Origin of the sequence: Maricaulis sp. (assembly GCF_048270265.1) — a bacterium.
In the GTDB taxonomy this organism is placed as follows: domain Bacteria; phylum Pseudomonadota; class Alphaproteobacteria; order Caulobacterales; family Maricaulaceae; genus Maricaulis.
This window is the reverse complement of the sequence record NZ_JBLWTD010000006.1, coordinates 74,568-95,771: the sequence shown is the minus strand read 5'-3', so window position 1 is coordinate 95,771 and position 21,204 is coordinate 74,568. Positions and strand designations below refer to the sequence as shown.

General features: G+C 63.1%; 23 protein-coding genes. 12 read left to right on the top strand and 11 right to left on the bottom strand.

From position 1 onward, the window contains the following. Genes ACN0YF_RS05065 through ACN0YF_RS05055 form a run of 3 tightly spaced genes read right to left on the bottom strand, consistent with a single transcriptional unit; the run spans window position 1 to window position 2,143 of the window. On the bottom strand, window positions 1-390 hold the full coding sequence (locus tag ACN0YF_RS05065) for a DUF6468 domain-containing protein (RefSeq protein ID WP_417482157.1): 390 nt from the start codon (window positions 388-390) through the stop codon (window positions 1-3). After that, window positions 387-1,517, bottom strand: coding sequence for a flagellar motor switch protein FliM (gene fliM, locus ACN0YF_RS05060; RefSeq protein WP_417482158.1), 1,131 nt, complete (start codon window positions 1,515-1,517; stop codon window positions 387-389). The genes ACN0YF_RS05065 and fliM overlap by 4 nt, the downstream gene beginning before the upstream one ends. An 11-nt stretch (window positions 1,518-1,528) precedes the next feature. Then, complete coding sequence (locus ACN0YF_RS05055) at window positions 1,529-2,143, bottom strand: flagellar basal body-associated FliL family protein (protein WP_417482159.1); 615 nt, start codon at window positions 2,141-2,143, stop codon at window positions 1,529-1,531. Window positions 2,144-2,398: 255 nt separating this feature from the next. Here ACN0YF_RS05055 and flgF point away from each other — a divergent pair, with 255 nt between their 5' ends. From flgF to flgH, 4 genes are read left to right on the top strand one after another with little or no spacing between them, the layout of a single operon-like run. Continuing rightward, complete coding sequence (gene flgF, locus ACN0YF_RS05050) at window positions 2,399-3,148, top strand: flagellar basal-body rod protein FlgF (RefSeq protein ID WP_417482160.1); 750 nt, start codon at window positions 2,399-2,401, stop codon at window positions 3,146-3,148. Window positions 3,149-3,165: 17 nt separating this feature from the next. Next, window positions 3,166-3,951, top strand: a complete 786-nt coding sequence (gene flgG / locus ACN0YF_RS05045) for a flagellar basal-body rod protein FlgG (protein WP_417482161.1) — start codon at window positions 3,166-3,168, stop codon at window positions 3,949-3,951. Window positions 3,952-3,963: 12 nt separating this feature from the next. Further along, on the top strand, window positions 3,964-4,893 hold the full coding sequence (gene flgA, locus ACN0YF_RS05040) for a flagellar basal body P-ring formation chaperone FlgA (protein WP_417493574.1): 930 nt from the start codon (window positions 3,964-3,966) through the stop codon (window positions 4,891-4,893). 15 nt (window positions 4,894-4,908) lie between these two features. After that, on the top strand, window positions 4,909-5,649 hold the full coding sequence (gene flgH, locus ACN0YF_RS05035; RefSeq protein WP_417482163.1) for a flagellar basal body L-ring protein FlgH: 741 nt from the start codon (window positions 4,909-4,911) through the stop codon (window positions 5,647-5,649). A gap of 92 nt (window positions 5,650-5,741) precedes the next feature. Here flgH and dksA read toward each other — a convergent pair whose 3' ends face one another. Both dksA and ACN0YF_RS05025 read right to left on the bottom strand, forming a co-directional pair. Then, window positions 5,742-6,170, bottom strand: coding sequence for an RNA polymerase-binding protein DksA (gene dksA / locus ACN0YF_RS05030; protein ID WP_417470038.1), 429 nt, complete (start codon window positions 6,168-6,170; stop codon window positions 5,742-5,744). Window positions 6,171-6,344: 174 nt separating this feature from the next. After that, window positions 6,345-6,785, bottom strand: a complete 441-nt coding sequence (locus tag ACN0YF_RS05025; RefSeq protein ID WP_417493573.1) for a flagellar assembly protein FliX — start codon at window positions 6,783-6,785, stop codon at window positions 6,345-6,347. A 217-nt stretch (window positions 6,786-7,002) separates the two neighbouring features. On the opposite strand from ACN0YF_RS05025, the gene ACN0YF_RS05020 reads away from it, so the two are divergent. From ACN0YF_RS05020 to ACN0YF_RS05010, 3 genes are read left to right on the top strand one after another with little or no spacing between them, the layout of a single operon-like run. After that, entirely contained in the window at window positions 7,003-8,118 is a 1,116-nt protein-coding gene (locus ACN0YF_RS05020; RefSeq protein ID WP_417482165.1) for a flagellar basal body P-ring protein FlgI, read from the top strand. Continuing rightward, window positions 8,118-8,474 carry a rod-binding protein gene (locus ACN0YF_RS05015; RefSeq protein WP_417493572.1) on the top strand — a complete coding sequence of 119 codons (357 nt, stop codon included), beginning with the start codon at window positions 8,118-8,120 and terminating at the stop codon, window positions 8,472-8,474. Before ACN0YF_RS05020 ends, ACN0YF_RS05015 begins: the two co-directional genes overlap by 1 nt. Beyond that, window positions 8,471-8,920, top strand: a complete 450-nt coding sequence (locus ACN0YF_RS05010; protein WP_417482167.1) for a flagellar basal-body protein FlbY — start codon at window positions 8,471-8,473, stop codon at window positions 8,918-8,920. Before ACN0YF_RS05015 ends, ACN0YF_RS05010 begins: the two co-directional genes overlap by 4 nt. Before the next feature lie 54 nt (window positions 8,921-8,974). Here the strand turns inward: ACN0YF_RS05010 and ACN0YF_RS05005 are convergent, their stop codons facing one another. Further along, on the bottom strand, window positions 8,975-11,632 hold the full coding sequence (locus ACN0YF_RS05005) for a hypothetical protein (RefSeq protein WP_417493571.1): 2,658 nt from the start codon (window positions 11,630-11,632) through the stop codon (window positions 8,975-8,977). Between the two features lie 165 nt (window positions 11,633-11,797). Then, the gene (locus tag ACN0YF_RS05000) at window positions 11,798-12,583 is read right to left on the bottom strand and encodes a cytidylyltransferase domain-containing protein (RefSeq protein WP_417493570.1); all 786 of its coding nucleotides are present in this window, start codon (window positions 12,581-12,583) and stop codon (window positions 11,798-11,800) included. Between the two features lie 125 nt (window positions 12,584-12,708). Between ACN0YF_RS05000 and pseB the strand changes: the two genes are divergently transcribed. The 5 genes from pseB to ACN0YF_RS04975 all read left to right on the top strand — a co-directional run bounded on the left by pseB (window position 12,709) and on the right by ACN0YF_RS04975 (window position 17,335). After that, the gene (gene pseB, locus ACN0YF_RS04995; RefSeq protein ID WP_417493569.1) at window positions 12,709-13,782 is read left to right on the top strand and encodes a UDP-N-acetylglucosamine 4,6-dehydratase (inverting); all 1,074 of its coding nucleotides are present in this window, start codon (window positions 12,709-12,711) and stop codon (window positions 13,780-13,782) included. Next, the gene (pseG, locus tag ACN0YF_RS04990; RefSeq protein ID WP_417493568.1) at window positions 13,782-14,825 is read left to right on the top strand and encodes a UDP-2,4-diacetamido-2,4,6-trideoxy-beta-L-altropyranose hydrolase; all 1,044 of its coding nucleotides are present in this window, start codon (window positions 13,782-13,784) and stop codon (window positions 14,823-14,825) included. Before pseB ends, pseG begins: the two co-directional genes overlap by 1 nt. Window positions 14,826-14,875: 50 nt before the next feature. Further along, entirely contained in the window at window positions 14,876-15,544 is a 669-nt protein-coding gene (locus ACN0YF_RS04985; RefSeq protein ID WP_417493567.1) for a formyltransferase family protein, read from the top strand. A gap of 76 nt (window positions 15,545-15,620) precedes the next feature. Continuing rightward, window positions 15,621-16,706, top strand: coding sequence for a pseudaminic acid synthase (gene pseI / locus ACN0YF_RS04980; protein WP_417493566.1), 1,086 nt, complete (start codon window positions 15,621-15,623; stop codon window positions 16,704-16,706). Beyond that, window positions 16,703-17,335, top strand: coding sequence for a pseudaminic acid biosynthesis-associated methylase (locus ACN0YF_RS04975; protein WP_417493565.1), 633 nt, complete (start codon window positions 16,703-16,705; stop codon window positions 17,333-17,335). Before pseI ends, ACN0YF_RS04975 begins: the two co-directional genes overlap by 4 nt. Here ACN0YF_RS04975 and pseC read toward each other — a convergent pair. The 4 genes from pseC to ACN0YF_RS04955 all read right to left on the bottom strand — a co-directional run bounded on the left by pseC (window position 17,332) and on the right by ACN0YF_RS04955 (window position 20,938). Then, window positions 17,332-18,498, bottom strand: coding sequence for a UDP-4-amino-4,6-dideoxy-N-acetyl-beta-L-altrosamine transaminase (pseC, locus tag ACN0YF_RS04970; protein WP_417493564.1), 1,167 nt, complete (start codon window positions 18,496-18,498; stop codon window positions 17,332-17,334). The two genes, ACN0YF_RS04975 and pseC, sit on opposite strands and share 4 nt — an antisense overlap. Before the next feature lie 112 nt (window positions 18,499-18,610). Continuing rightward, window positions 18,611-19,441 (bottom strand): flagellin, encoded by an 831-nt coding sequence (locus tag ACN0YF_RS04965; protein WP_417482176.1) that lies wholly within the window; start codon window positions 19,439-19,441, stop codon window positions 18,611-18,613. Window positions 19,442-19,639: 198 nt separating this feature from the next. Beyond that, entirely contained in the window at window positions 19,640-20,008 is a 369-nt protein-coding gene (locus ACN0YF_RS04960; RefSeq protein WP_417493563.1) for a flagellar protein FlaG, read from the bottom strand. A gap of 105 nt (window positions 20,009-20,113) precedes the next feature. Continuing rightward, entirely contained in the window at window positions 20,114-20,938 is an 825-nt protein-coding gene (locus tag ACN0YF_RS04955; RefSeq protein WP_417482178.1) for a flagellin, read from the bottom strand. Between the last annotated feature and the right edge of the window lie 266 nt (window positions 20,939-21,204).

Genomic DNA, 21,204 nt, shown 5'->3' with positions numbered 1-21,204 from the left:
CTATCTCACATCCTTGAGGCCGTTGATGACGGACGAGCCGGCACCCTCGGGAAAGATTTCCGAAGCGCGGCGGCGTTGCGGCCGGCGCGAAATCGTGTCGGCGGTGCGGTCGGCATGGCCGGTCATCAGACGCAGCTCCTCGGCCAGCCCGCGTGCCTCGAGCACACGGGCCTGCAAGACTTCGCCGGACTCCGTCGTCGCCCGCTCGAGCGCGGCCAGGCTGGCACGCGCACGGTCCGTGGCTTCGTTAAGCGCGATAACGCCTTCGCGGACGCCGTCCTGGCCGCGCTTGAGCGCATTCAGACGGCGATCGACCCGCCAGCACATGACCACGGCCACCAGCAACAAACCGGCGACAAGTGCCTCGAAAACCAAACCTGCGAGCGTCATGCGAACCTCATCATTGCTTTTTTGGCTACCGGCGAGAGCGGACCGCTCAGGCGCAGGGCTACGCTATGTCCGAGTCGGCCCATACGGCCACGCGTCAACGGCACATTGCCGCAACGCAATTCCACTTCACTGGTCGGAGAGGCATCAAGGAAGAGCGTGTCGCCAACCTTGAGATCCATCACCCGGCCCAGCGTCACACGCTGCTCGTCGAGCACGGCGTGAACTTCCATCTTGGTCGACCACAACTCGGTGGCCAGGTGGCCTTCCCAGATATTGTCGCGACCGAATTTCTCACCCATGAATTGCTGCAGCAGCATTTTCCGGATCGGCTCGAGCGTCGCATAGGGCAAGAGCAGCTCGATGCGCCCGCCGCGGTCTTCCATATCGATGCGCAGCTTGACCAGGATGGCGGCATTGGCCGGCCGGGCGATGGCGGCAAAGCGCGGATTGGTCTCGACGCGCTCGAGATCGAAATCGACCTCTGTGAGAGGCTGGAAAGCCTGCTTGGCATCGCCGAGCACGACTTCAATCATCCGCTGCACGAGCATGCGCTCGATCGTGGTGTAGGGCCGGCCCTCGATGCGCATGGCAGAGGTACCGCGGCGGCCGCCGAGCAGCACGTCGACGATGGAATAGATCAGGTTGGAGTCGACGGTCAGCAGACCGTAATTGTCGAGCTGTTTGGCGCGGAAGACGGCCAGGATGGCCGGCAGCGGGATCGAGTTGAGATAGTCGCCGAAACGGATCGAGGAAATATTGTCGAGGCTGACCTCGACATTGTCCGAGGTGAAATTGCGCAGGCTCGTTGTCATCAACCGGACCAGCCGGTCGAACACGATCTCCAGCATCGGCAGCCGCTCATAGGAGACGAGTGCCGAATTGATGATGGCGCGGATACCCGACTTGTCGGCCGCATCATCATCGGAGAGCGAAAAGCCGAGCAGGCTGTCGATCTCGTCCTGGTTGAGGATGCGTTCAGCCGCGCCGCCATTCTGGGGCATGTCCGATGAATCGTCATCGCCGCCAACCATGGCCTCCCATTCGGAAGCCAGGTCGAGGTCGTCGCCGTCCTCGGCCATCGCTTCCCATTCGGCAGCGAGCGCATCTTGGTCCATATCGTCAGACATGCAGTTCGGTCCTAATCGACAATCATGAATTCCTGGATCAGCACGGCATCAGCGTATTCAGGCTCGATTGCCAGGTTCACGCGCCGCAACAGTTCCAGACGTACCCGGTGCATTCCCGCCGAGCCGTAGAGATCGTCCTCACGCAGTTCGCGCAGGAACATGATGAACTGGTCCATGATCGGATCGATGTGGGCATCGACGACCTGACCGAAGTCCGGGTTTGAGGATTCCAGCGTGATCTTCAGCATCACCGTTACCGGGCGGCCATCGACCGAACGGATATTGGTGATGATCGGATCCTCGGCACCATCGGCATCGCGCAGCGGGAAGTAATAGGCCTGCGCCTCGTGCTCCGGTTCCGGCGCACCGTGCGCACCGGCCGCTGCCGCCATCACGGGCTGGCCATGCGAGTCGAGCACGGGCTGTCCGTGTTCGTCGAGCACCGCTTCCATGACAGCTTCATCACCGCCGCCACCAGCAAACATCATGAAGCCGGCCACGCCGGCCAGCAGCAGGATGATTGCAGGCAATCCAATGAACAGGCCCAGTTTGAGCATGCCCATTTTCGGCTTGGCTTTGGCTTCGCCGCCGTCTTCATCTTCATTTTGGTCGGCTTCGTCGGCCATGACGGTCTCCAGCAAGGGAATCGCTTTCCATGATTAACGGCCAGCGCGGTTAACACTCCGTAGCCTTGGCGCCTGAACCGGCAATTCCTGCCCAGTTGCCCGGACAGGTTTGCCCCTGCATGGCGGGACCCTGATGCCACTACCCGCACCAAGCCATTGATTTCGCCAGATATTAACCTTGGCACGCCGGATGCAATGGATGTGGCTGACGCCGCAGACCGTGGCGAACTTCGGCATCCAGAATGGAATATGCCCATGGATAATGCCCTGATGATCGGCCTTTCGCGCCAAATGGCCCTGCGCCAGGCGATGGATGTGGTCGCAAACAACATCGCCAACGCCAATACGGCGGGCTTCAAGGTCGAATCACTTTTGATCGAGAACATCGCTGCCCCGACGGCCCAACAGGCCGACGGCCCCACCGACCTCCAATATGTCGATGTCTGGGGCATGGGCCGCGATTTCCGCCAAGGTGCGCTGGAAGCCACCGGCCGGCCCCTCGATGTCGCGATTGACGGCGACGGCTTTTTTGCCGTCGAGGTGAATGGCGCCGAGCAATACACCCGCGATGGCCGCTTCCATCTCGACAACAATGGTCAGCTTGCGGCCCATGACGGCGCACCGGTACTTGATGCCGTCAGCCGCAGCCCGATCGTGCTCGACCCATCGGCTACCAGCACCACCATCACCGAAGGCGGCGCCGTCATGCAGGACGGCATCGAAGTCGCCCGGCTCGGCGTGTTCGAGGTCACCAATCTGGCAGGCCTGTCGAAACAGGGCAGTGGCCGCTACGTCCAGACCGACAATGCCGATGGCAGAAATACACCGGAGGCGGCCTTCGCCCCAACCGTCAGACAAGGTTTTGTCGAGGCATCCAACGTCCAGCCCGTGGTCGAAATGACCGACATGATGAGCGTGATGCGCAGCTACCAGTCTGTGTCGAAATTCATCGAACAAACCGAAGACATCAACCGCCGCGCCATTGAGCGCCTCGGCAAAGTCTAAGAGGAAAGAGAACCGATATGCGCTCTCTCATGACAGCAGCCACCGGCATGCAGGCCCAACAGCTCAATGTCGAGGTGATCTCGAACAATCTCGCCAACATGAACACCACCGGGTTCAAACGTCAGCGGGCCGAGTTCCAGGACCTTCTCTACCAGAATGTCCAGCAGATGGGCATCAGCTCCTCCGACGCCGGCACCATTGTCCCCACAGGGATCCAGGTCGGGCTCGGCGTCCAGACCGCCTCGATCTATCGCATCACCGAGCAAGGCTCGCTGGCCAATACCGGCAACCCGTTCGATCTGGCGATCAATGGCGACGGCTATTTCCGTATCGAGATGCCCGATGGCAATGACGCCTATACCCGTGCCGGCAGCTTCGCCGTCAGCCCGGAAGGCGAGATCGTGACCGCCGATGGCTATACCGTCGCGCCCGGCATCGTCATCCCCGAAGGCGCCCGCAGCGTTGCCATCAACGAGCAGGGCCAGGTCCAGGCGTTGATCGACGGCCAGACCGATCCGCAGACGGTCGGCCAGCTCGAGCTTTCGACCTTCAATAATGATGCCGGCCTGGAAGCGATCGGCAACAACCTCTTCCTCGAGTCCGCCGCCTCCGGCTCTGCCGCCACCGGCACACCGAGTTCGCCGGGCTATGGCTATGTCATGCAGGGTTTTGTCGAGGCCTCCAACGTCAATGCGGTGACCGAAATCACCTCGCTGATCCAGGCCCAGCGCGCCTATGAAATGAATGCCCGCGTCATTACCGCGTCCGACGAAATGATGTCCGCCACCTCGAACCTTCGCTAGGAGGACCGATAGATGATCCGCGCAAGCCTCATTGCCCTCGCCTGCCTCACCACGGCACCGGCCCTCGCATCAGAACCCGTCTTCCTGCGCGAAACGCTGGTCGTCGAAGGCCCGCAAATCACGTTGGGCGATCTGTTCGAGTTCAACGGACCGGAAGCGGCGACCGTGGTGGCCCGTTCACCGGCGCCCGGTTCGCGGGTCGCGCTCGACGTCAATTATGTCAGCCGTATTGCCGCCGATCACGAGCTCGACTGGGCCAACGCCTCCGGCCTGCTGCGCCTGACGGTCTCCCGGGCCAGCCGCGTCGTTGATGCCGGCGAACTGACCGGCATGATCGAGGGCGAACTGTTTGCCCGCGAGGGAGGCCAGCACGAAGTCCAGCTGGCCAATTCCAACCTTGCCCTGCACGCACCGGTCGACACGATCGGCGGGCCACAGATCGATTCCATCAACTACGATCCGCGTTCGGGCATGCTCAGCGCCGACATCACGCCCTATGACGGCGCCGAGCCGGTCCGCGTAACGGGCCGCGCCTTCGAGACCATCGACATTCCGGTCCTGGTCCAGCCCGTCGCTGCCGGTGACGTCGTCCGCAACGACAATATTCGCTGGGTATCCCTGCGCAGTGACCGGATCCGTCCGGACTCGGTGCTCGACCCCGACGCCATCATCGGTCACCAGGCCCGCCGCGCCCTGCGCGCCAGCGAACCCCTGCGTGGCTATGACCTGCAGGAGACCATCCTCGTCAATCGAGGCGATCTGGTCACCCTGATGTTCGAGGCCCGTGGCATCCAGCTCAGCGTTCGCGCCCGCGCCATGGAAAATGCCGCCGACGGCGAGCTTGCCCGCTTCGTCAATCTGCAATCCAACCGCACTGTTGAAGCCATGGTGGACGGCCCCGGCCGCGCCCGCGTCTTCGCCAGCCCTGCCGCCAGCTTCTAGGTTCGGGAGAACATCATGATCCGCAAAATCGCCGCCATCGTCGTCGCCTCACTCGCCCTGCAGGCCTGTGGTGCCACCACGCGCCTGTCACAGGTCGGGCAGACCCCGCCGATGACCCCCATCGAGAACCCGGCCGTGCTGGCCGGTACCGGACCGTCTCAAATTCCGATGCCCGTCATGCCGGGCCGTCTGCCGGCCACCCAGACCAACTCGCTGTGGAGCGCCAACTCGCCGACCTTTTTCGGTGACCCGCGCGCCGCACGCATCGGCGATATCCTGACGGTCAATATCGACATTTCCGACAGCGCCCAGCTGAACAACACGACCAGCCGCTCACGCACCGCCGCGGAAGATGCCGACCTCACCGAATTCTTCGGGATCGATCTGACCGGCTTCTTCAATGACAGTATCGACCCGTCCTCGCTGACGAGCCTCGGATCCAGCTCCTCGACCTCCGGCACCGGAACAGTCAATCGCGGCGAATCGATCTCGCTGACGATCGCCGCCATTGTCACCCAGGTTCTGCCCAACGGGAATCTGGTGCTGGCCGGGCGTCAGGAAGTGAGGGTCAATAATGAAGTGCGTGAATTGCTCATCAGCGGCATCGCGCGTCCACAGGATATCGGGTCGGACAACACGATCAGTCACACCCAGATTGCCGAAGCCAGAATTTCCTACGGCGGACGCGGACATCTCTCGGAAGTCCAGCGCCCCAGCTATGGTCAGGAACTCTACAATATCCTGATGCCGTTCTAGGACGAAATCCCGCCACCATCGGGCACATCTGGGCCGTCACGACTACTCGTGGCGGCCCTTTTTTTGGGAGAAAATGGAAGGCTTGGGGCCGGTCAGTCGTCGCGGTGGACGCGTTCCTTGCGCTCGTGGCGCTCCTGCGCCTCGAGGCTGAGCGTGGCGACCGGGCGGGCATCGAGACGGGCCAGGCTGATGGGCTCTCCGGTCTCTTCGCAATAGCCGTAACTGTCATCCTCAATACGGCGCAGGGCGCTGTCGATCTTGGAGATGAGCTTGCGCTGGCGGTCGCGGGCGCGCAGTTCGAGCGAACGGTCGGTTTCAGTCGAGGCACGGTCGGCGATATCGGGCAAGGCGCCCATGTCTTCCTGCAAATTGGTCAGCGTCGACTTGCTCTCGCGGAGGATGTCTTCCTTCCACGCGAGCAATTTCAGACGGAAATATTCCTTCTGCCGCTCATTCATGAACGGCTCGTCGTCGCTGGGCATATAGCCCGCGGGGAGTTCGATCGGTTCGGATTCCATCATCGCCCTCTACTCAATTTTAACAGCCAACAGGCGCTCCCCCAGAAAGCGGGCGGAGCATATGCACGGTGTTCGGCAAGTCAACGCGGTGACGCTGTTGGCCCGGAACGGACCACTAGCAAATATCTGACCAGTTTGACGGAATGGTGTCAGCGGCTGCCGGAGGCGGTGACGCAATCAGCCGAATTTGGCGAGTTCCACAGCGGCCCTGATCTCGACTTCATCGAGCGCCGCTTCAAGCCCGGCATCATTGGTGTCGTCGCGCCGCGTCTGCAGCAGATCCATCAGCGCAACCAGCTTGGCTTTCGGCAGGCCGCCTTCGAGCAGGGAAAGTTTGAGTTCGTCGAGCACGTCCAGCAGGTTCATGGCACGGCCGGTCGCCTGCTTGCGCGCCTCGGTGAAGTCGCCAACCGATTGCAGTGCCAGAATGGCATCCACGGAATTGATCCCCGACATCGGCGCGGTGGCCATCGCAGAGGCGGATTGCGCGGCCTGTTCCAGCGTGAAGCTGTCACCACCGGCGCGGGATCCGGAGGTCCGTTTGCTGGATGATACTGAGCTCGCTGAGCGTGGGCCGGTGACTTTCATGACGAGAATCGCTTCCTGTTGGACTACCATCAGGGATGCGCCGCCGCCGTTAACAGAGGCTTAACCCGCCACCCCAGCCCGGCAAATCCTGCCCGGCGATTGTCGCAACCGGTCACATTTGCCGCCTCGCCTCGGGAATTGCCGACCGCCAACATGCTGATTTTACGCGCATAATTTTATATACCCTCGAATGGCAACTGGCACAGGCTTCGCAATGCACTGAGCGTATCATTCCGGAGACTGCAAAATGCGTCTGTTCATCGCCCTGCTGACCGCCTGCCTGATGTCGGCGCCTGCCCTCGCCTCGTCCCGAATCAAGGACATGGTTGATGTGGAGGATGTCCGCGACAATCACCTGGTCGGTTACGGCCTTGTGGTCGGCCTCGACGGCACCGGCGACTCGCTGCGCAATTCCAGCTTCACCAATCAATCGCTCAACGCGATGCTTGAACACTTCAACGTCAACACCCGCGACGCCAGCCTCAACACCCGCAATATCGCCGCTGTGATGGTGACCGCCACCCTGCCGGCCTTTTCGTCCCAGGGTTCGCGCATTGATGTCACCGTCTCGGCGATCGGCGATGCAGGCAGCCTGCAGGGCGGCACGCTCATCGGCACGCCCCTTTTCGACAGCCATGGCCGTGCCTGGGCCGTCGGCCAGGGCACACTGACCATTGGCGGCTTCTCTGCCGGCGGCGACGCAGCCTCGGTGACCCGCGGCGTTCCGACCAGCGGCCGCATCGCCAATGGCGCGCTGGTGGAAAACCCGTTCGACGGCACCGGCATGGATCCATGGCAGGAAATCGCCAACCGCACCTCGCTGCGGCTGTCGCTGCGCAATCCCGACTTCACCACCGCCCGCCGCATGGCCGATGTCATCAATGCCTTCATGGGTGCCGAGGCGGCACGGGCGACCAACCCGTCGACCGTCGAGCTGACCCGTCTGGCCTCCTACAATGGCGACATGATCGACCTGCTTTCGGAGATCGAACAATTGCGCGTCCAGCCCGACCAGCCGGCGCGCATCATCATCGACGAGAATACCGGCACCATCGTGATGGGCGAGAATGTCCGCGTCTCTACCGTGGCCATCGCCCAGGGCAATCTGACGATTACCGTCCGCGAAAGCCCGATCGCGAGCCAGCCGGCCCCCTTCTCCGACGGCGAGACCGTGGTCCTGCCGCGCACCGACGTCTCGGTCGCCGAGGACAATACCCAGCTGGGCGTCCTTGATGGCGGCGTCTCGCTCAGCGAGCTGGTCGACGGGCTCAACGCTCTCGGCGTCACGCCGCGCGACATGATCACCATCCTGCAATCCATCAAGGCAGCCGGTGCGCTGCAGGCAGAAATCGAGGTGCTGTAATGGAAGGCTTGCTCGACCTTCAACTCAACCAGGCGCTCAGCGCATCGCGCTCGAGTGGCGTCACGGCCCAGACAGCGGGCACCACGCCGGAGGCCGCCCGCGCGGCTGCCGAGGACTTTGAATCGGTCTTCCTGGCGCAAATGATGGAAGCGATGTTCGCCCAGGTCGGCGAGAACGATCCTTTCGGTGGCGGCCCAGGCGCCAATGCCTTTCGCGGCATGCTCAACGAGGAATATGCCAAGGTGATGGCGCAGTCGGGCGGGCTTGGCTTGTCGGATCGCCTGACCTCGGAAATCCTGCGCTACCAGGAAGCGGCCGACGGCCAGGGCGGCGCAGAGGGTGGAGACAGCGAATGACCGAACTTGCAGCCAGAAACGGGAATGAGCGCGCCGAGGCCCTGCTGCGGCTGACGGCCCGCCTGACCGAACTCATCCAGAGCGAAACCCGCATGTTCCAGCGCCGGCGCCCCCAGGACGCGGTCGCGCTGCAGGATGAAAAGTCCAAGCTGGCCAACATCTATCGCGCCGAAGTCGCCCGCGCCCGCGCCGAACCCTCGCGCTTTGCCGGCGCCTCGCCGGCCGCAAAGCAGGCGCTGCGCCAGGTCACCGAAAGTTTCCACGCCGCGCTGGCCGAGAATTCACGCGCGGTCACCGCGATGAAGATCATTACTGAGGGTGTGGTGCGCGCGATTGCCGACGAGGCAGCCCGCCAACGCAATACGGGCAATGGCTATGGGCCCGGAGCGGCACAACGCCCCCAGCGCACAGGCCATGTCTCCATCGCCCTGAACCAGACGGCCTAACGCCGTTCAGGCCCGGCCCGCGGCTGCGGCGGTCACGCCGGTGGCCTGCCCGTCCTAGAAATATCCGCTACTGGTCGTCGCACTGCCCAGCCGCTCGAGTCCGGCCGTGTAGTTCGCCAATTGCTTGGTCAGATAGGCCGGAACCGTGCCACCGGTCTTGCCGGGGCCATCCTTGAGCAAATTCTTCAACGCCGCGGGCGTCGTCAGCTCGCGATAGGCGCGCTGCACGATCGTCATGGCATGGCTGATCGCATCGAAGGCGGTCTTGGCCGTGTCCTTGTCGGTCAGGTTCAGCAATGAAGGCAGATCCATCGCGAACAGGGGCGGCGCATCGGCCGAACCGTCGGTATCGAGGACCGAAGCCTTCTTCACGATCGCACCGGGTTCCATCCCCAAGGCCTTGAGCAGGTCGCGGCCCTCCGAGCCGGCGAAGAGTTCGATCGTCGAGCCTTCCTTCGGCGCGATACGCAGGGCATCGCCATTGCTGACCCGGCGGACATCGGCGGTGCCGTCGAGGACCAGGGCTGCATTGATCTTGAAGGTCAGCGAACGCATCGTGTCATCGCTATCGACCGAGATCTTCTCGCGGCGCCCGCCATTGACCGAAATATAGAAGAAGTCGCCATCGCGAGCAGCGGTCCGGTCGGTGATAACGCGGCTGTCCGAATAGGTCAGCGCCCCGGCGGGCAGGCCGAGGGCGTCCAGCACGGAATCACCGCCTGCAACGACAGAGACGCCGGTGGCCTCACTGACACCGTTGCGCCCGCTCAGCTGCACAGCCCAGTCCAACGCGCCGTCGGCGGCATTGAAACTGGCGGCAAAGGCATCGCGCTCACCGATCAGGCTCTGGCCCGGCAGGGAACCGGTCGTCTTGCCGGCGAGATAGACCTTGTCGCCATCAAGCGTGATGGCATTGGCGGTCTCGTCCTTGTCGGAGCCGAGGAAGGTCGTGTAATCGACCGTCGCCGCAGCGCCGTCAGTCAGCTTGACCAGGAAGGCATCGCGCTCACCGCCGGAATAGGCATTGAGCGGCGCGCTCGGCGCGAAGGCTGCGCTGGCCGAACCGGCGATATAGATATTGCTGCCGTCCACGGCGATATCGCCGATACGCCCGGCACCAAGATCGCCAAGCGACTGCGTCCAGAGCGGTCCGGCCGCCAGGTCGCTCGTGTCGAACTTGCGGATCACGCCGACGCCGTCTTCCTGGCTGGCAACGATCAGATTGCCGTCCGAGGCCATGGTAATCGCCGACACCGCTTCCTCGCCGACATCGCCGAGACGCGTGGTCGACAGGGTCGTGCCGCTGGAATCGATTGCGCGCAAATAGCCGTCCGTGGCTCCGCCGAGATGGCTGGCACCCCCGAAGGCCGAGGCGGCCTTGCCGGCAACATAGATCGTGCCATCGCTGGCGATGGCGACGGCATTGGGCTGATCATTTCCGGTGCCGCCGAAACGCGACAGCCACTGCTCGACACCATTGGCATTGTACTTGGCGACAAAACTGTCCGTACCGCCCACATCCGTGGTCGTGCCCAGCCCACCTTCGACGACACCGGCGACGACGACATTGCCGCTGTCATCAACGGCGACACTGGTCGCTTCGGCATCGGCGGCAGCACCAAGCACACGGCTCCACACCATCTTGCCGGTGGAGTCGTACTTGGCGAGGACCATGTCCTGCTCGCCCTTGATCTCGGCGCCTCCCAGCGCGGCCGACGTGGTGCCGACGACAAAAACACTGCCATCGATCGCGGTGGCGCTGGCCTTGATCTCCAGCGGATTGGTTTCTTCCTTGGTGCGGGTCTCGCCATCCTCACCACCGACGATCGCGACTTCGCTCGTGTCCGGATTGGCTTCGAGCCGCGTCGAGAAGGCCGTTGTCGGCGTCGCCGCGCCGAGATCGGTCAGCTTCACGACCTGACCGGCCGCGCTGTCGTTAAGGCCGGACGTCCCAGCCAGATAGATCGCAGGGCTGGCCGAGGCCGCACTGAAGCTGACAACCTCGGTCGAGATTCCGGCAATCTTGAAACCGAAATCGCTGCCGGCAATCACCCCGTCCTCATCGGCCGTGCCGATCTTGACGCGGGAGAAGCGGGTCAGCACACCGACGGCATCGAGGGCGGTATTGATGTGGTCGGCGACATTGTCGAGCGAGCGGGTCGTCGCGCCCATGTCGGCCAGATTGATCGCGATATCCTGGGTAATGCCGTTTTTCTTCACCGAGACGGTAAACTGCACGTCCCCGGTCAGGCTTGCCACTTCGGCATCATAATCGCCGGTGTGTACGGTGCCGGTTACATAGACAGACTCGCCACGGCTGATCGCTACCGCGCTCTCGGCACTCGACACCTGCTCGCCCTTGAGCAGGGTGAGCCCGTCGAGATCCATCGAGTCATAAAATGAATCCAGCTGCGAGAGGCCCTCGCCGAAACGCCGGTCGAGAAAGCTGCGGTCAGTCGCGGAAATGGTCTTGTCCATGGCCTTCTCGGCCACCGCCGACAAGGTTTTGAGCCCGACATAGAGATCGAACAGTGCCTTGTAGTCATCCGGCGCGTCGAGATCGGAAAACCCGCTGCCCTCGAGATTGAAAAACGCGCCGTTGGCCAGGACGCCCCGCCGCAATTCTTCGATCGATCCGGTCGTGCTGGAGACATCCCAGGGCGGGGTGATATTCGCGGCCGCCGTCTCGGCAGCGGAACGGGTCTGCGGCACAGCACTGGAGGCTTGTGATGAGTATAGCTTGGACTGGTACCAGCTACTCAATACCGATGAATCCAACCCGTAAACGGCCACGACGCGAATTCCCTTTGGTCCAAAGCGTCAAACTAGTCCCAGAGTGCGAAGAAAGTCTTGCCAGAAAGGGACAAAGGCGTCCGGTCAGGCGGCGGCGCGAAAACGGTAGGGCGCGCTGACGATCTCGGCCTGTTCGCAACCATCCAGACGGCGCTGATCGAGCCGGCCGGCATTGATCGCCACCAGGTCCGGGCGGCGCAGGCACAATGCAGCCAGCTCGGCCGTCGAAGCCGTCGCCGCCGCTTCGCCAAGCTCGGCATAAACCGCCTGGAAAAACTCGAGGTCTTCGGCGTAATCCAGCGTCCAGCGCAATCGCTCCAGGCCCTGCCCGGGTCCGGTGAGACTGGCATGGCTCAGGTGCGGATGCTGCCGCAGCCAGGGCGTGACGTGCTCCCGGTCTCCCGGCTCGCGTGCCAGGCGGTCTGCGCGATAGAGCAGGACGGCGGGAAAAACCTCGCAGTCCAGGCCATGCGGGAAGAGCGGCGGCATCGAGTTGGACGCATAGTCGGCATGCGTATCCTGCAAGAGGGCAATCACGCGCTCGCAAATCTGCGGGTCGATGAACGGGCAATCGCTGGTGACGCGCATAACATATTCGGCGCCGCAATCACGCGCCGCCTTCGCATAACGCGACAGCACGTCATCTTCAGAGCCGCGGCTGACCGCATAGCCTGACTCGCGGGCCGCCTCGGCGACGGCGTCGTCAGCGTCGGTTTCCGGGATAGCTGCGATGACATGGTCAGCCCCGCCTATGCGGGCGCAGCGATCGAGGACCCGGGCCAGCGCCGTTTTCTCCCCAAGCGGATTGAGGATTTTGCCCGGCAGGCGGGTCGAGCCGAAACGGGCCTGAATGATGATGGCGAGGGTCATGAGCGGCCTCGGTAAGTCGCGCGATGAAACAGGGTTGATTCAGTGTCAGCGCCGCCCTCCTAACGGCTCGTTAACCGCACCACTCCAGCGTCGTATGCAATAGGCGAATCGCGAGACCCGATAACATGGCCAAGACCCCGACCGAAGATGATGCTCTCGAGCAAATGGTGATGAGCCGTACCTTCCGCGAACCGCGCATCGACCTCAACGGGAAGTCGGTCCTCATCACGGGCGGCACCGGCTCCTTCGGCAAGCGCTTCGTCGAGACGATCTGCCGCGAATACAAGCCGAAGAAACTGATCATCTTCTCGCGTGACGAGCTGAAGCAGTACGAAATGGCTCAGGAATTCTCGCCGCAGCAATATTCCTTCCTGCGCTATTTCATTGGCGATGTGCGCGATGAATCGCGCCTGGAACAGGCCATGCGCGGCGTCGACATCGTCATCCATGCGGCGGCGCTGAAGCATGTGCCGATTGCCGAATACAATCCGTTCGAGTGCATCAAGACCAATGTGATGGGTGCCGAGAACGTCGTGCGGGCCACGATCAAGTGTGGCGTCAAACATGTCTGCGCCCTGTCCACCGACAAGGCTGCCAACCCGATCAATCTCTATGGCGCCTCGAAACTGGCAGCGGACAAGATCTTCACCGCCGGCCAGCATATGGGCGGCGCCGACGGGCCGATCTTCTCGGTCGTGCGCTATGGCAATGTGGTCGGGTCACGCGGCTCGGTCATTCCCTTCTTCCGCAAGCTGATGGAAGACGGCACCGACCATCTCCCCATCACCGACCCGCGCATGACGCGCTTCTGGATTACCATCGAACAGGGCGTGAATTTCGTGCTGTCCACCCTGGCCATGGCGCGGGGCGGCGAAGTCTTCGTGCCGAAAATCCCGTCGATGAGCATGGTCGACCTCGCCCATACCATCGCACCCGGCCTGCCACACAAGGTGATCGGCATCCGGCCCGGCGAGAAGCTGCACGAGATCATGGTGCCGTCCGACGATTCCCGCTCGACCATCGAGCTGGAAGACCGCTACGCCATCCTGCCGGCCTATGCCGGCGAACTGATGGCGCGTTATGTCAGCAAGGGCGCGCGCCGCGTTCCCGATGGCTGGTCCTACTCCTCCGACAACAATGCCGAACAACTCGACGGCCCGTCGCTGCGCGAACTGATAGGCGAAGCGAACGCCGCCTGATGCCGGACGCGGCTGGTTCCTGCCACGTGCTGTTCCGGGCCGATGCCCGCCCCGAGCTGGGCGGCGGGCATATCATGCGCTGCCTGTCACTGGCCGCCTCGCTCAAGGCCCGCGGAGCCAACATTGCCTTTGCCTGCGCACCGGGCAGTGCCGAACTGGTTCCCGCCCTGTCCCGTTCCGGCCACCCGGTGATGACCGCGCGGTCCGCCGCTGATTTCGACCTTCCCGAAGCATGGAACGGCCAAGCCGACGCGATTGTCGTTGACCTCTACTCATCAACCCGCGCCGACGAGAGCCGCATGCGCCGGATCGCGCCCGTAATCGCGGTGCTGGAGGACCTTCCGGAACGGCTCCATGATTGCGATCTGTTGGTCGACCAGGGGTTTGACCTCCTGCCCTCCGATTATGCCGCGCGGGTACCGCCCGGCACCACCCTGCTGCTCGGCCCCGACATGACACCGCTGCGGCCCGACTTCGCCCGCTTGCGGGCAGCTTCGCTCGCCCGGCGCGGCGACGATGGCGAATTGTCACGCGTGCTCGTGTCGATGGGACTGACCGATGTCGGCGGGATCAGTGCGCAAATCGTCGCTCTGGTGCGCGCCTGCCTGCCAGCCGTCACCATCGACGTCATTCTCGGCCCACGCGCGCCGAGCCTGCCCGGCTTGCAACAAGCAGCCGAAGGTGACCCCAACCTCAATATTCTTGTCGATGTCGACCGCATGGCGGAGCGCGTCATGGCCGCCGACCTGGCGATTGGTGCCGGTGGTGGCAGCGCCCTTGAACGCTGCGTCCTCGGCGTGCCGAGCATCGTCATTGTGCTGGCCGAAAACCAGCGGCCCGCGGCACGGGCCATGGCAAGGGCAGGCGCAGCCCTGACCATCGAATCGCCCGAAGCTGTGACGGCGCTACTGCCCTCCCTGCTCCGCAGCGTTTCGGCCCGGCAATTGGCGGACCTGTCGGGCAAGGCTGCCGGATTGTGCGACGGCCAGGGCGCCAAGCGCATCACGACGGCCTTGCTGGACCTGATCGCCCGGCGCCCGTGAATGCGCGACTGACAAGACTTGCTTAAGCTCCGCCCAGCAGAGTCGGCCCGATGCACGTCCTGATTCTCTCCCCCTATCCTGACGCACTGATCGCTCCGATCGAGGCGCGAGGCGATCGCGTCACCGTGCGTTCGGATCTGGTGAGCGAAGCCGAATTTGAAGCCCTGCGCCCGGACTGGATCATCAGTTACGGCTATCGGCGTCTCATCGCGTCCCCGGCACTGGAAATGTGCGCAGGCCGGATTGTGAATCTCCACATCTCCCTCCTGCCCTTCAATCGCGGTGCCGACCCCAATTTCTGGTCCTGGGTCGACTACACGCCCAAGGGCGTCACGCTGCATCTCATTGATGCCGGCATGGATACGGGGCCGATCCTGGTGCAGCGCGAAGTCGAACTCGACCCGGATACCGAAACCCTGAAATCAAGCTATCTGCGACTGCGCCGGGAGATCGAGGAGCTGTTTGCCCTGCATTGGGACGACATTGTCTGCGGCGGCCTGCAGCCGCGCGTCCAGACGACCTCTCTGCCGATACACCGCGCCGCGGACAAGGCGAAGCTGTTCGCCATGCTGCCCCTGGGCTGGGACAGCCCCGCCAGCGCCGTCATGCGCCTGCCACGCATCGCGCAGGACGGATTGGTGGGTGAGGCGCCGGATCAAGATTGCCCACGCGGCACTGGCGCCCACGATCTCGCCGCCCCGGATCGAACGGCAAATTAAGTTTCGCGGCCGAGTGTCGGGCATAGTCTTCACTGGTGATTCGCTCTATGCGCAACGCCGCTGCCCGGGAAATCTCATGCCTACCGCAAACGATCCCACATTCGATTTTGCCGGCCGCCCGGTCGGGCCCGATCATCCACCGCTGGTGATTGCCGAAATCTCGGCCAACCATCTCGGGCGTATTGATCGCGCCATCGAGTCGATCGAGGCGGCTGCGGCCTGCGGCGCCGATGCGATCAAGATCCAAACCTATACCGCCGACACCATCACCATTGATCATGACGGCCCCGGCTTTGTGATCGAGGGCGGATTGTGGGACGGGCGCTCATTGCATGACCTGTACAGCGAGGCCCACACACCGTTCGAATGGCATGGCGAGCTGTTCGCCCGGGCGCGCGAACTGGGTGTGCCGCTGTTCTCGGCGCCCTTCGACCACACGGCCGTCGACCTGTTGGAATCGCTCGACGCGCCCGCCTACAAGATCGCTTCTTTCGAGATCACCGACCTGCCCCTGATCGCCCGCGTGGCGCGCACCGGCAAGCCGATGATCATGTCGACCGGCATGGCCAATCTGGCCGAGATCCATGACGCCGTCCGCACGGCCCGCGAAAACGGCGCCGAAGGGCTGGCACTGCTGCACTGCCTCTCCTCCTACCCCGCCCCGATCGACCAGGCCGATCTGCGCACGGTGCCGCATCTGGCCGAGGCCTTTCACGCCGTCGCCGGCCTGAGCGACCACACGCCGGGCACGGCCTGCGCCGTCGCCGCCGTGGCCTTGGGTGCTCGGGTGATCGAAAAACACTTCACCCTCTCACGCAGCGATGGCGGACCCGATGGCTCCTTCTCGCTCGAGCCGGATGAGCTCAAACGCCTGGTCGAGGATTGCCACAACGCCTTCGCAGCACTGGGCTCGGTGCGCTACGAACTGGCCGGGTGCGAACGCGGCTCGGTATCCTTGCGGCGCTCACTCTACGTCGTCCGCGATATCGCCGCCGGGGAGCCGCTGACGGCGGAGAATGTCCGCTCGATCCGGCCCGGTCACGGACTGGCACCGAAATTCTGGGATACAGTGATTGACCGGCGCGCCTCTCGCGCCCTGAAGCGTGGTGATCCGCTGGCGATGGACATGATCGACTGGCGCGCCTCTGGAGATGAAGCATGACCGACACCACGCAGCTCGACGCCTGGCGCGGCGAATTCGGCGACCGATATGTGGACCGCAATGAAACCCTGACCGATGTGCTCAGGATGCGCACGCGGATGTGGGCCGAATTGCTGAAGGGCACTTACGGCGCCGAGCCGGAGAGCATTCTGGAAGTCGGCTGCAATATCGGCCTCAACCTGCGATCGATCGACCGGCTGTCCGGCGCCTCGCTCCACGCCGTCGAGCCCAACGCGAAGGCCCGGGAAAGACTGATCCGCGACAAGGTCCTCCCCGCCGGGAACCTGCATGATGCGGGCGGCCAGAACCTGCCTTTCGACGATGCCAGCATGGACATGGTGTACTCTTGCGGTGTCTTGATTCACGTCCATCCGGACGATCTCGGCGCCGTCGCCGACGAAATGCACCGGGTGTCCAATCGCTGGCTTCTTGTTGCGGAATACTTTTCGGCCAAGCCGGAATCCATCCCCTATCGGGGCCGCGACGACCTGTTGTTCAAGCGCGATTTCGGCGGCTTCTTTCTCGACCGTTTCGACGATCTCGAGATCGCCGCCGATGGCTTCCTGTGGCAACGCACCACCGGCATCGACGACATCACCTGGGCCCTGTTTCGCAAGAAAAGCTGCTAGACGCCAAGCACATCATTGAGCGCGGCCACCACCCGTTCCGGATCATCTTCCGCCATGTCCGCAAACAGCGGCAGGCTCAGTGTGCGCTGATAATAGGCCGCGGCACCGGCCGGGGTCTGATTGCCATAACGCCGGCGATACCAGGGCTGCGACGGTACCGGGATATAATGGACCTGCGAGCCGATACCCCGGTCCCGCAATCTGTTCATCACACTGGCCCGATCCGTGCCCGCAGCGACAAAATCGATCCGCACCGGATAAAGATGCAGGCAGGGATCGCAATCGGGCGTCCGCGCCAGGGCGCCGATGACGGGATGCCCCTCCAGAGCCGCGTCATACGCCGCTGCGAGCGTCTTGCGCTTCGCGGCGAACACATCGAGCCGTGAGAGTTGCGAGCGCGCCAGTGCCGCCTGCACGTCGCACAGGCGGTAATTCCAGCCCAGCTCCTGCATTTCATGCCACCAGGGCTCGTCCTGGCCCTGTTCCATGCGCGCCGGATCGCGCTCGATGCCGTGACTGCGCAGCCGCCGCAGTCGAGCGGCCAGCGCGGCATCATTGGTCGTCACCATACCGCCCTCGCCGGCCGCGATCGTCTTGACGGGGTGAAAGGAGAAACAGGCCGCATCGGAATTGTCGCCCGCTCCAACGGGTTGCCCGCGCCAGCTTGTGCCCAGCGCATGGCAGGCATCCTCGACCAATTTGGCGCCGGCAGCCGTCGCAATCTCCCGCAGCGCCGCCATGTCTTCGCACTGCCCTGCCAAGTGCACCGGCAGCACCGCCTGCAGCCGCCCGCCTGACACGCGCCCGATGGCCTGACGCAGCGTATCCGGCGTCATCAGGCCGGTCTGCGCGTCGACATCGGCAAACACGACATCCGCGCCGCAATAGATCGCGGCATTCGCCGTCGCCATGAAGGTGATCGCCGGCACGATGCAGACATCGCCCGGTCCGACATCCAGGCCTGCGAGCGCCAGATGCAGGGCGGTCGTGCCATTGGAGCAGGCAATCGCGTGCCCGGCGCCGGTCGTCGCGGCAAAATCCGCCTCGAAGGCGTCGACTTCGGGCCCAGTGGTGAGCCAGTCGGAGCGCAGGACGCGGGCAACAGCCTCGATATCACTGTCGTCAATGGACTGGCGGCCATAGGGCAGGAAGGGTTTGGGCATGGGGTGTCCTCAAAGCACGCCACATCATGACGCGAGTCGCTCAAACGAAAACGGCACCCGCTTGGGGTGCCGTTCCGCAGCAAGGCTGCCGTGGTGGGGCAGGCTAACGAGTCTACTGGAAGAGGTTGAGAATGATCTGCGGCTGCGAGTTGGCGATCGAGAGGGCCTGGACGCCAAGCTGTTGTTTGACCTGCAAGGCCTGCAAGTTCGCACTCTCCACGGCCAGGTCGGCATCAACCAGACCGCCGACCCCCTTGGTAAGCGCATCCACCAGTTTGGTGACGAAGCCGGAATGCGCCTCGATCTTCTTGGTGTCCGAGCCCAGATCGGCCAGCGCCTGATTGACGTTGTCGAGGCTGGCCTGGATCGTTGCCATCACCGAGGTTGCCAGGGTGGCCGTGCCGAGGCTCGCCGTTGTCGGGATGGTGAGGATGGCCCCGCCAATGCTCATATCCTGGGACTTCAGCGTCACCGTGCGGGCGGCGTCGGCATCGGCCAGGAATTCGACACCGTTGGTCACGGAACCGTCGAGCAGATTGGCGCCGTCAAACTCGGCATTTTCGATGATGACCCGGACCTGGTCGAGCAGGGCCTTGAAGTCGGAATCATAGGCCTGGCGGGAATAGGAATCGAGCGAGGGGTCCATCGCCGCCGTGGCCTTCTCGCGCATCTCGATCAACAGGTCGGAGATCGTCTCGCCGGCGGCAAGAGCGACATCGCCGATCGTGGTCGCCCGGTTGAGACCGGTCTGAACCGCGTCCAGAGCGCCGATATCAGCACGCATGCCCTGGGCAACCGCGTAGATGGCGGCATTGTCCTTGGCGCCGGAAATCTTCAGCCCGGTATTGATCCGGTTCTGAACATTTTCCATCTGATCATTGGTCTTGTTCAGGTTTTGCAGCGCGACCATCGCGGCGGTATTGGTGTGGACACTCAAGGTCATGCGATATTCTCCCGCAATTCACCGCGCCACTCTTGCGTGACGCCTCGAATGTGAGAGCGCAAATGCCGTGCCGAACCGATGCCCACATATTATGTGGCATTTTCAATCGGTTATGATTTTCTGCAAAGTGGCGCCCGACGGCAAAAGTCGCAAATTGCCGAGTCGTGAAGGCCAGACCGGTCAGTTTTGCCCAGCGGGTCAGGCTGTGCGGTTGACCAGGCCAGCCCGGTAGGTGCGCAGATATTCCACCAGATCGCCATGCGACTCCGGCGGCCATCGGCGAATGGTTTCGCCGGTATCCTTGTCGATCATCAGATAGATGAAATCACCCGTCGGACTCTCGCGCTGAATGCTGAGTCTGGAATTACTGAGGACATCGCGGGCCAGGCGCTCCAGCTCGGCGATGAACTCGCCTGAGGGCCGGTAGGCCGTGTCCGGTGTTGCGGCCTGTTTTTCAACCGGCGTGACGCGGGTTGGATCGGGCCGGGAACGAACGCTTAAAGCGTCGCGCGCTTCCAGGAGCGGATTGGCCACAAAGGGTGGCCGAGTATAATTGGTGTCAGCCATTTTCTTGTCGCCGACGCAGAGGCGTCGGTGCCTCCAGAACCTCCCCGTTCAGTGCCCAGGGAAGGTGGATGGCGGGCCGGAAGGCCCGCCATCCGGTTCCGTGGATTAACGGAAGTAGCCCAGGATCGTGCTCGGAGCACTGTTTGCGATCGACAGAGCCTGAACGCCAAGCTGTTGCTTGACCTGCAGGGACTGCAACCGCGCGCTCTCTTTTGCCAGATCCGCGTCGACGATATTGCCGATACCCTGCGTCAGGGAGTCAGCCAGCTTGCCAACGAAATCCTTGTGGATACCCAGAGATTTCGAAGCCGTACCCAGGCGAGCCAGGGAGCTGTTGAGGTTGTTCAGCGAGGTCGAGATGGTGCCGGCAAGAGTCGCGGCGGTACCAGCCGAATCCATCGAAGCGGTCGCGGTCAGCGTAACTACGCCGCCACCGAGCGACAGGTTCTCGTCGACGATCGAAATCGTGGACGAGCCCGATGCATTGGCGAGAGCCGAGATCGAGGTCACCGAGTTGTTGATCAGGTTGGTGCCGTTGAACGAGGCGTTCGAAACGATCTTGCCGATCTGGTCACGGAGCGCCTTGAAGTCTTCGTTCAGGGCGGAGCGCGATGCCGTATCGAGGCTGGTGTCGGAAGCGGCCAGCGCCTTCGACTTCATTTCGATCAGCAGATCGGAGACGGCTTCACCGGCAGCCAGAGCAACATCAACCGTAGAGGTCGCGAGATCCAGGGAGCTGCTGACAACGTCATAGGCCTGAACATCGGCACGCATTTTCTGGGCGATGGCAAACTTGCCGCCATCATCCTTGGCGGAGGCAACTGCAAGACCGGTGGTGATCCGGCTCTGGACAGTTTCCAGGTCGCGGTTGGTCTGGTTCAGCTGCTGCAGTGCCACCATGGCACCGGAATTCGTGTTGATTGTAGCCATTTCTTGGCCCTTTCCGTTCTGGTTTATCTCGGGCGTTTTGCCCGGCGGATCTTCTGATCCACGGAAAACCTCGCAAGCTACGGGCCAGAAACTGCCTGCTACAACAGGTTAATCGGGGGAAGATTGGCGCAACTGGTGATGTTCGCGAATCACGACCAGCGGCGGTAACCATTCAATCGGCAATATTTGCCGCCTCAACCGGGCGGGAGCTCGGCAAAACTTGCCGCGGGGAATATTTTTCTGATTTACGAAAGGTTAATTCCGGA

Coding starts and splice junctions, on each gene's coding strand:
- ACN0YF_RS05065 (WP_417482157.1), bottom strand. CDS start 390: ATGACGCTCGCAGGTTTGGTTTTCGAGGCACTTGTCGCCGGTTTGTTG.
- fliM (WP_417482158.1), bottom strand. CDS start 1,517: ATGTCTGACGATATGGACCAAGATGCGCTCGCTGCCGAATGGGAAGCG.
- ACN0YF_RS05055 (WP_417482159.1), bottom strand. CDS start 2,143: ATGGCCGACGAAGCCGACCAAAATGAAGATGAAGACGGCGGCGAAGCC.
- flgF (WP_417482160.1), top strand. CDS start 2,399: ATGGATAATGCCCTGATGATCGGCCTTTCGCGCCAAATGGCCCTGCGC.
- flgG (WP_417482161.1), top strand. CDS start 3,166: ATGCGCTCTCTCATGACAGCAGCCACCGGCATGCAGGCCCAACAGCTC.
- flgA (WP_417493574.1), top strand. CDS start 3,964: ATGATCCGCGCAAGCCTCATTGCCCTCGCCTGCCTCACCACGGCACCG.
- flgH (WP_417482163.1), top strand. CDS start 4,909: ATGATCCGCAAAATCGCCGCCATCGTCGTCGCCTCACTCGCCCTGCAG.
- dksA (WP_417470038.1), bottom strand. CDS start 6,170: ATGATGGAATCCGAACCGATCGAACTCCCCGCGGGCTATATGCCCAGC.
- ACN0YF_RS05025 (WP_417493573.1), bottom strand. CDS start 6,785: ATGGTAGTCCAACAGGAAGCGATTCTCGTCATGAAAGTCACCGGCCCA.
- ACN0YF_RS05020 (WP_417482165.1), top strand. CDS start 7,003: ATGCGTCTGTTCATCGCCCTGCTGACCGCCTGCCTGATGTCGGCGCCT.
- ACN0YF_RS05015 (WP_417493572.1), top strand. CDS start 8,118: ATGGAAGGCTTGCTCGACCTTCAACTCAACCAGGCGCTCAGCGCATCG.
- ACN0YF_RS05010 (WP_417482167.1), top strand. CDS start 8,471: ATGACCGAACTTGCAGCCAGAAACGGGAATGAGCGCGCCGAGGCCCTG.
- ACN0YF_RS05000 (WP_417493570.1), bottom strand. CDS start 12,583: ATGACCCTCGCCATCATCATTCAGGCCCGTTTCGGCTCGACCCGCCTG.
- pseB (WP_417493569.1), top strand. CDS start 12,709: ATGGCCAAGACCCCGACCGAAGATGATGCTCTCGAGCAAATGGTGATG.
- pseG (WP_417493568.1), top strand. CDS start 13,782: ATGCCGGACGCGGCTGGTTCCTGCCACGTGCTGTTCCGGGCCGATGCC.
- ACN0YF_RS04985 (WP_417493567.1), top strand. CDS start 14,876: ATGCACGTCCTGATTCTCTCCCCCTATCCTGACGCACTGATCGCTCCG.
- pseI (WP_417493566.1), top strand. CDS start 15,621: ATGCCTACCGCAAACGATCCCACATTCGATTTTGCCGGCCGCCCGGTC.
- ACN0YF_RS04975 (WP_417493565.1), top strand. CDS start 16,703: ATGACCGACACCACGCAGCTCGACGCCTGGCGCGGCGAATTCGGCGAC.
- pseC (WP_417493564.1), bottom strand. CDS start 18,498: ATGCCCAAACCCTTCCTGCCCTATGGCCGCCAGTCCATTGACGACAGT.
- ACN0YF_RS04965 (WP_417482176.1), bottom strand. CDS start 19,441: ATGACCTTGAGTGTCCACACCAATACCGCCGCGATGGTCGCGCTGCAA.
- ACN0YF_RS04960 (WP_417493563.1), bottom strand. CDS start 20,008: ATGGCTGACACCAATTATACTCGGCCACCCTTTGTGGCCAATCCGCTC.
- ACN0YF_RS04955 (WP_417482178.1), bottom strand. CDS start 20,938: ATGGCTACAATCAACACGAATTCCGGTGCCATGGTGGCACTGCAGCAG.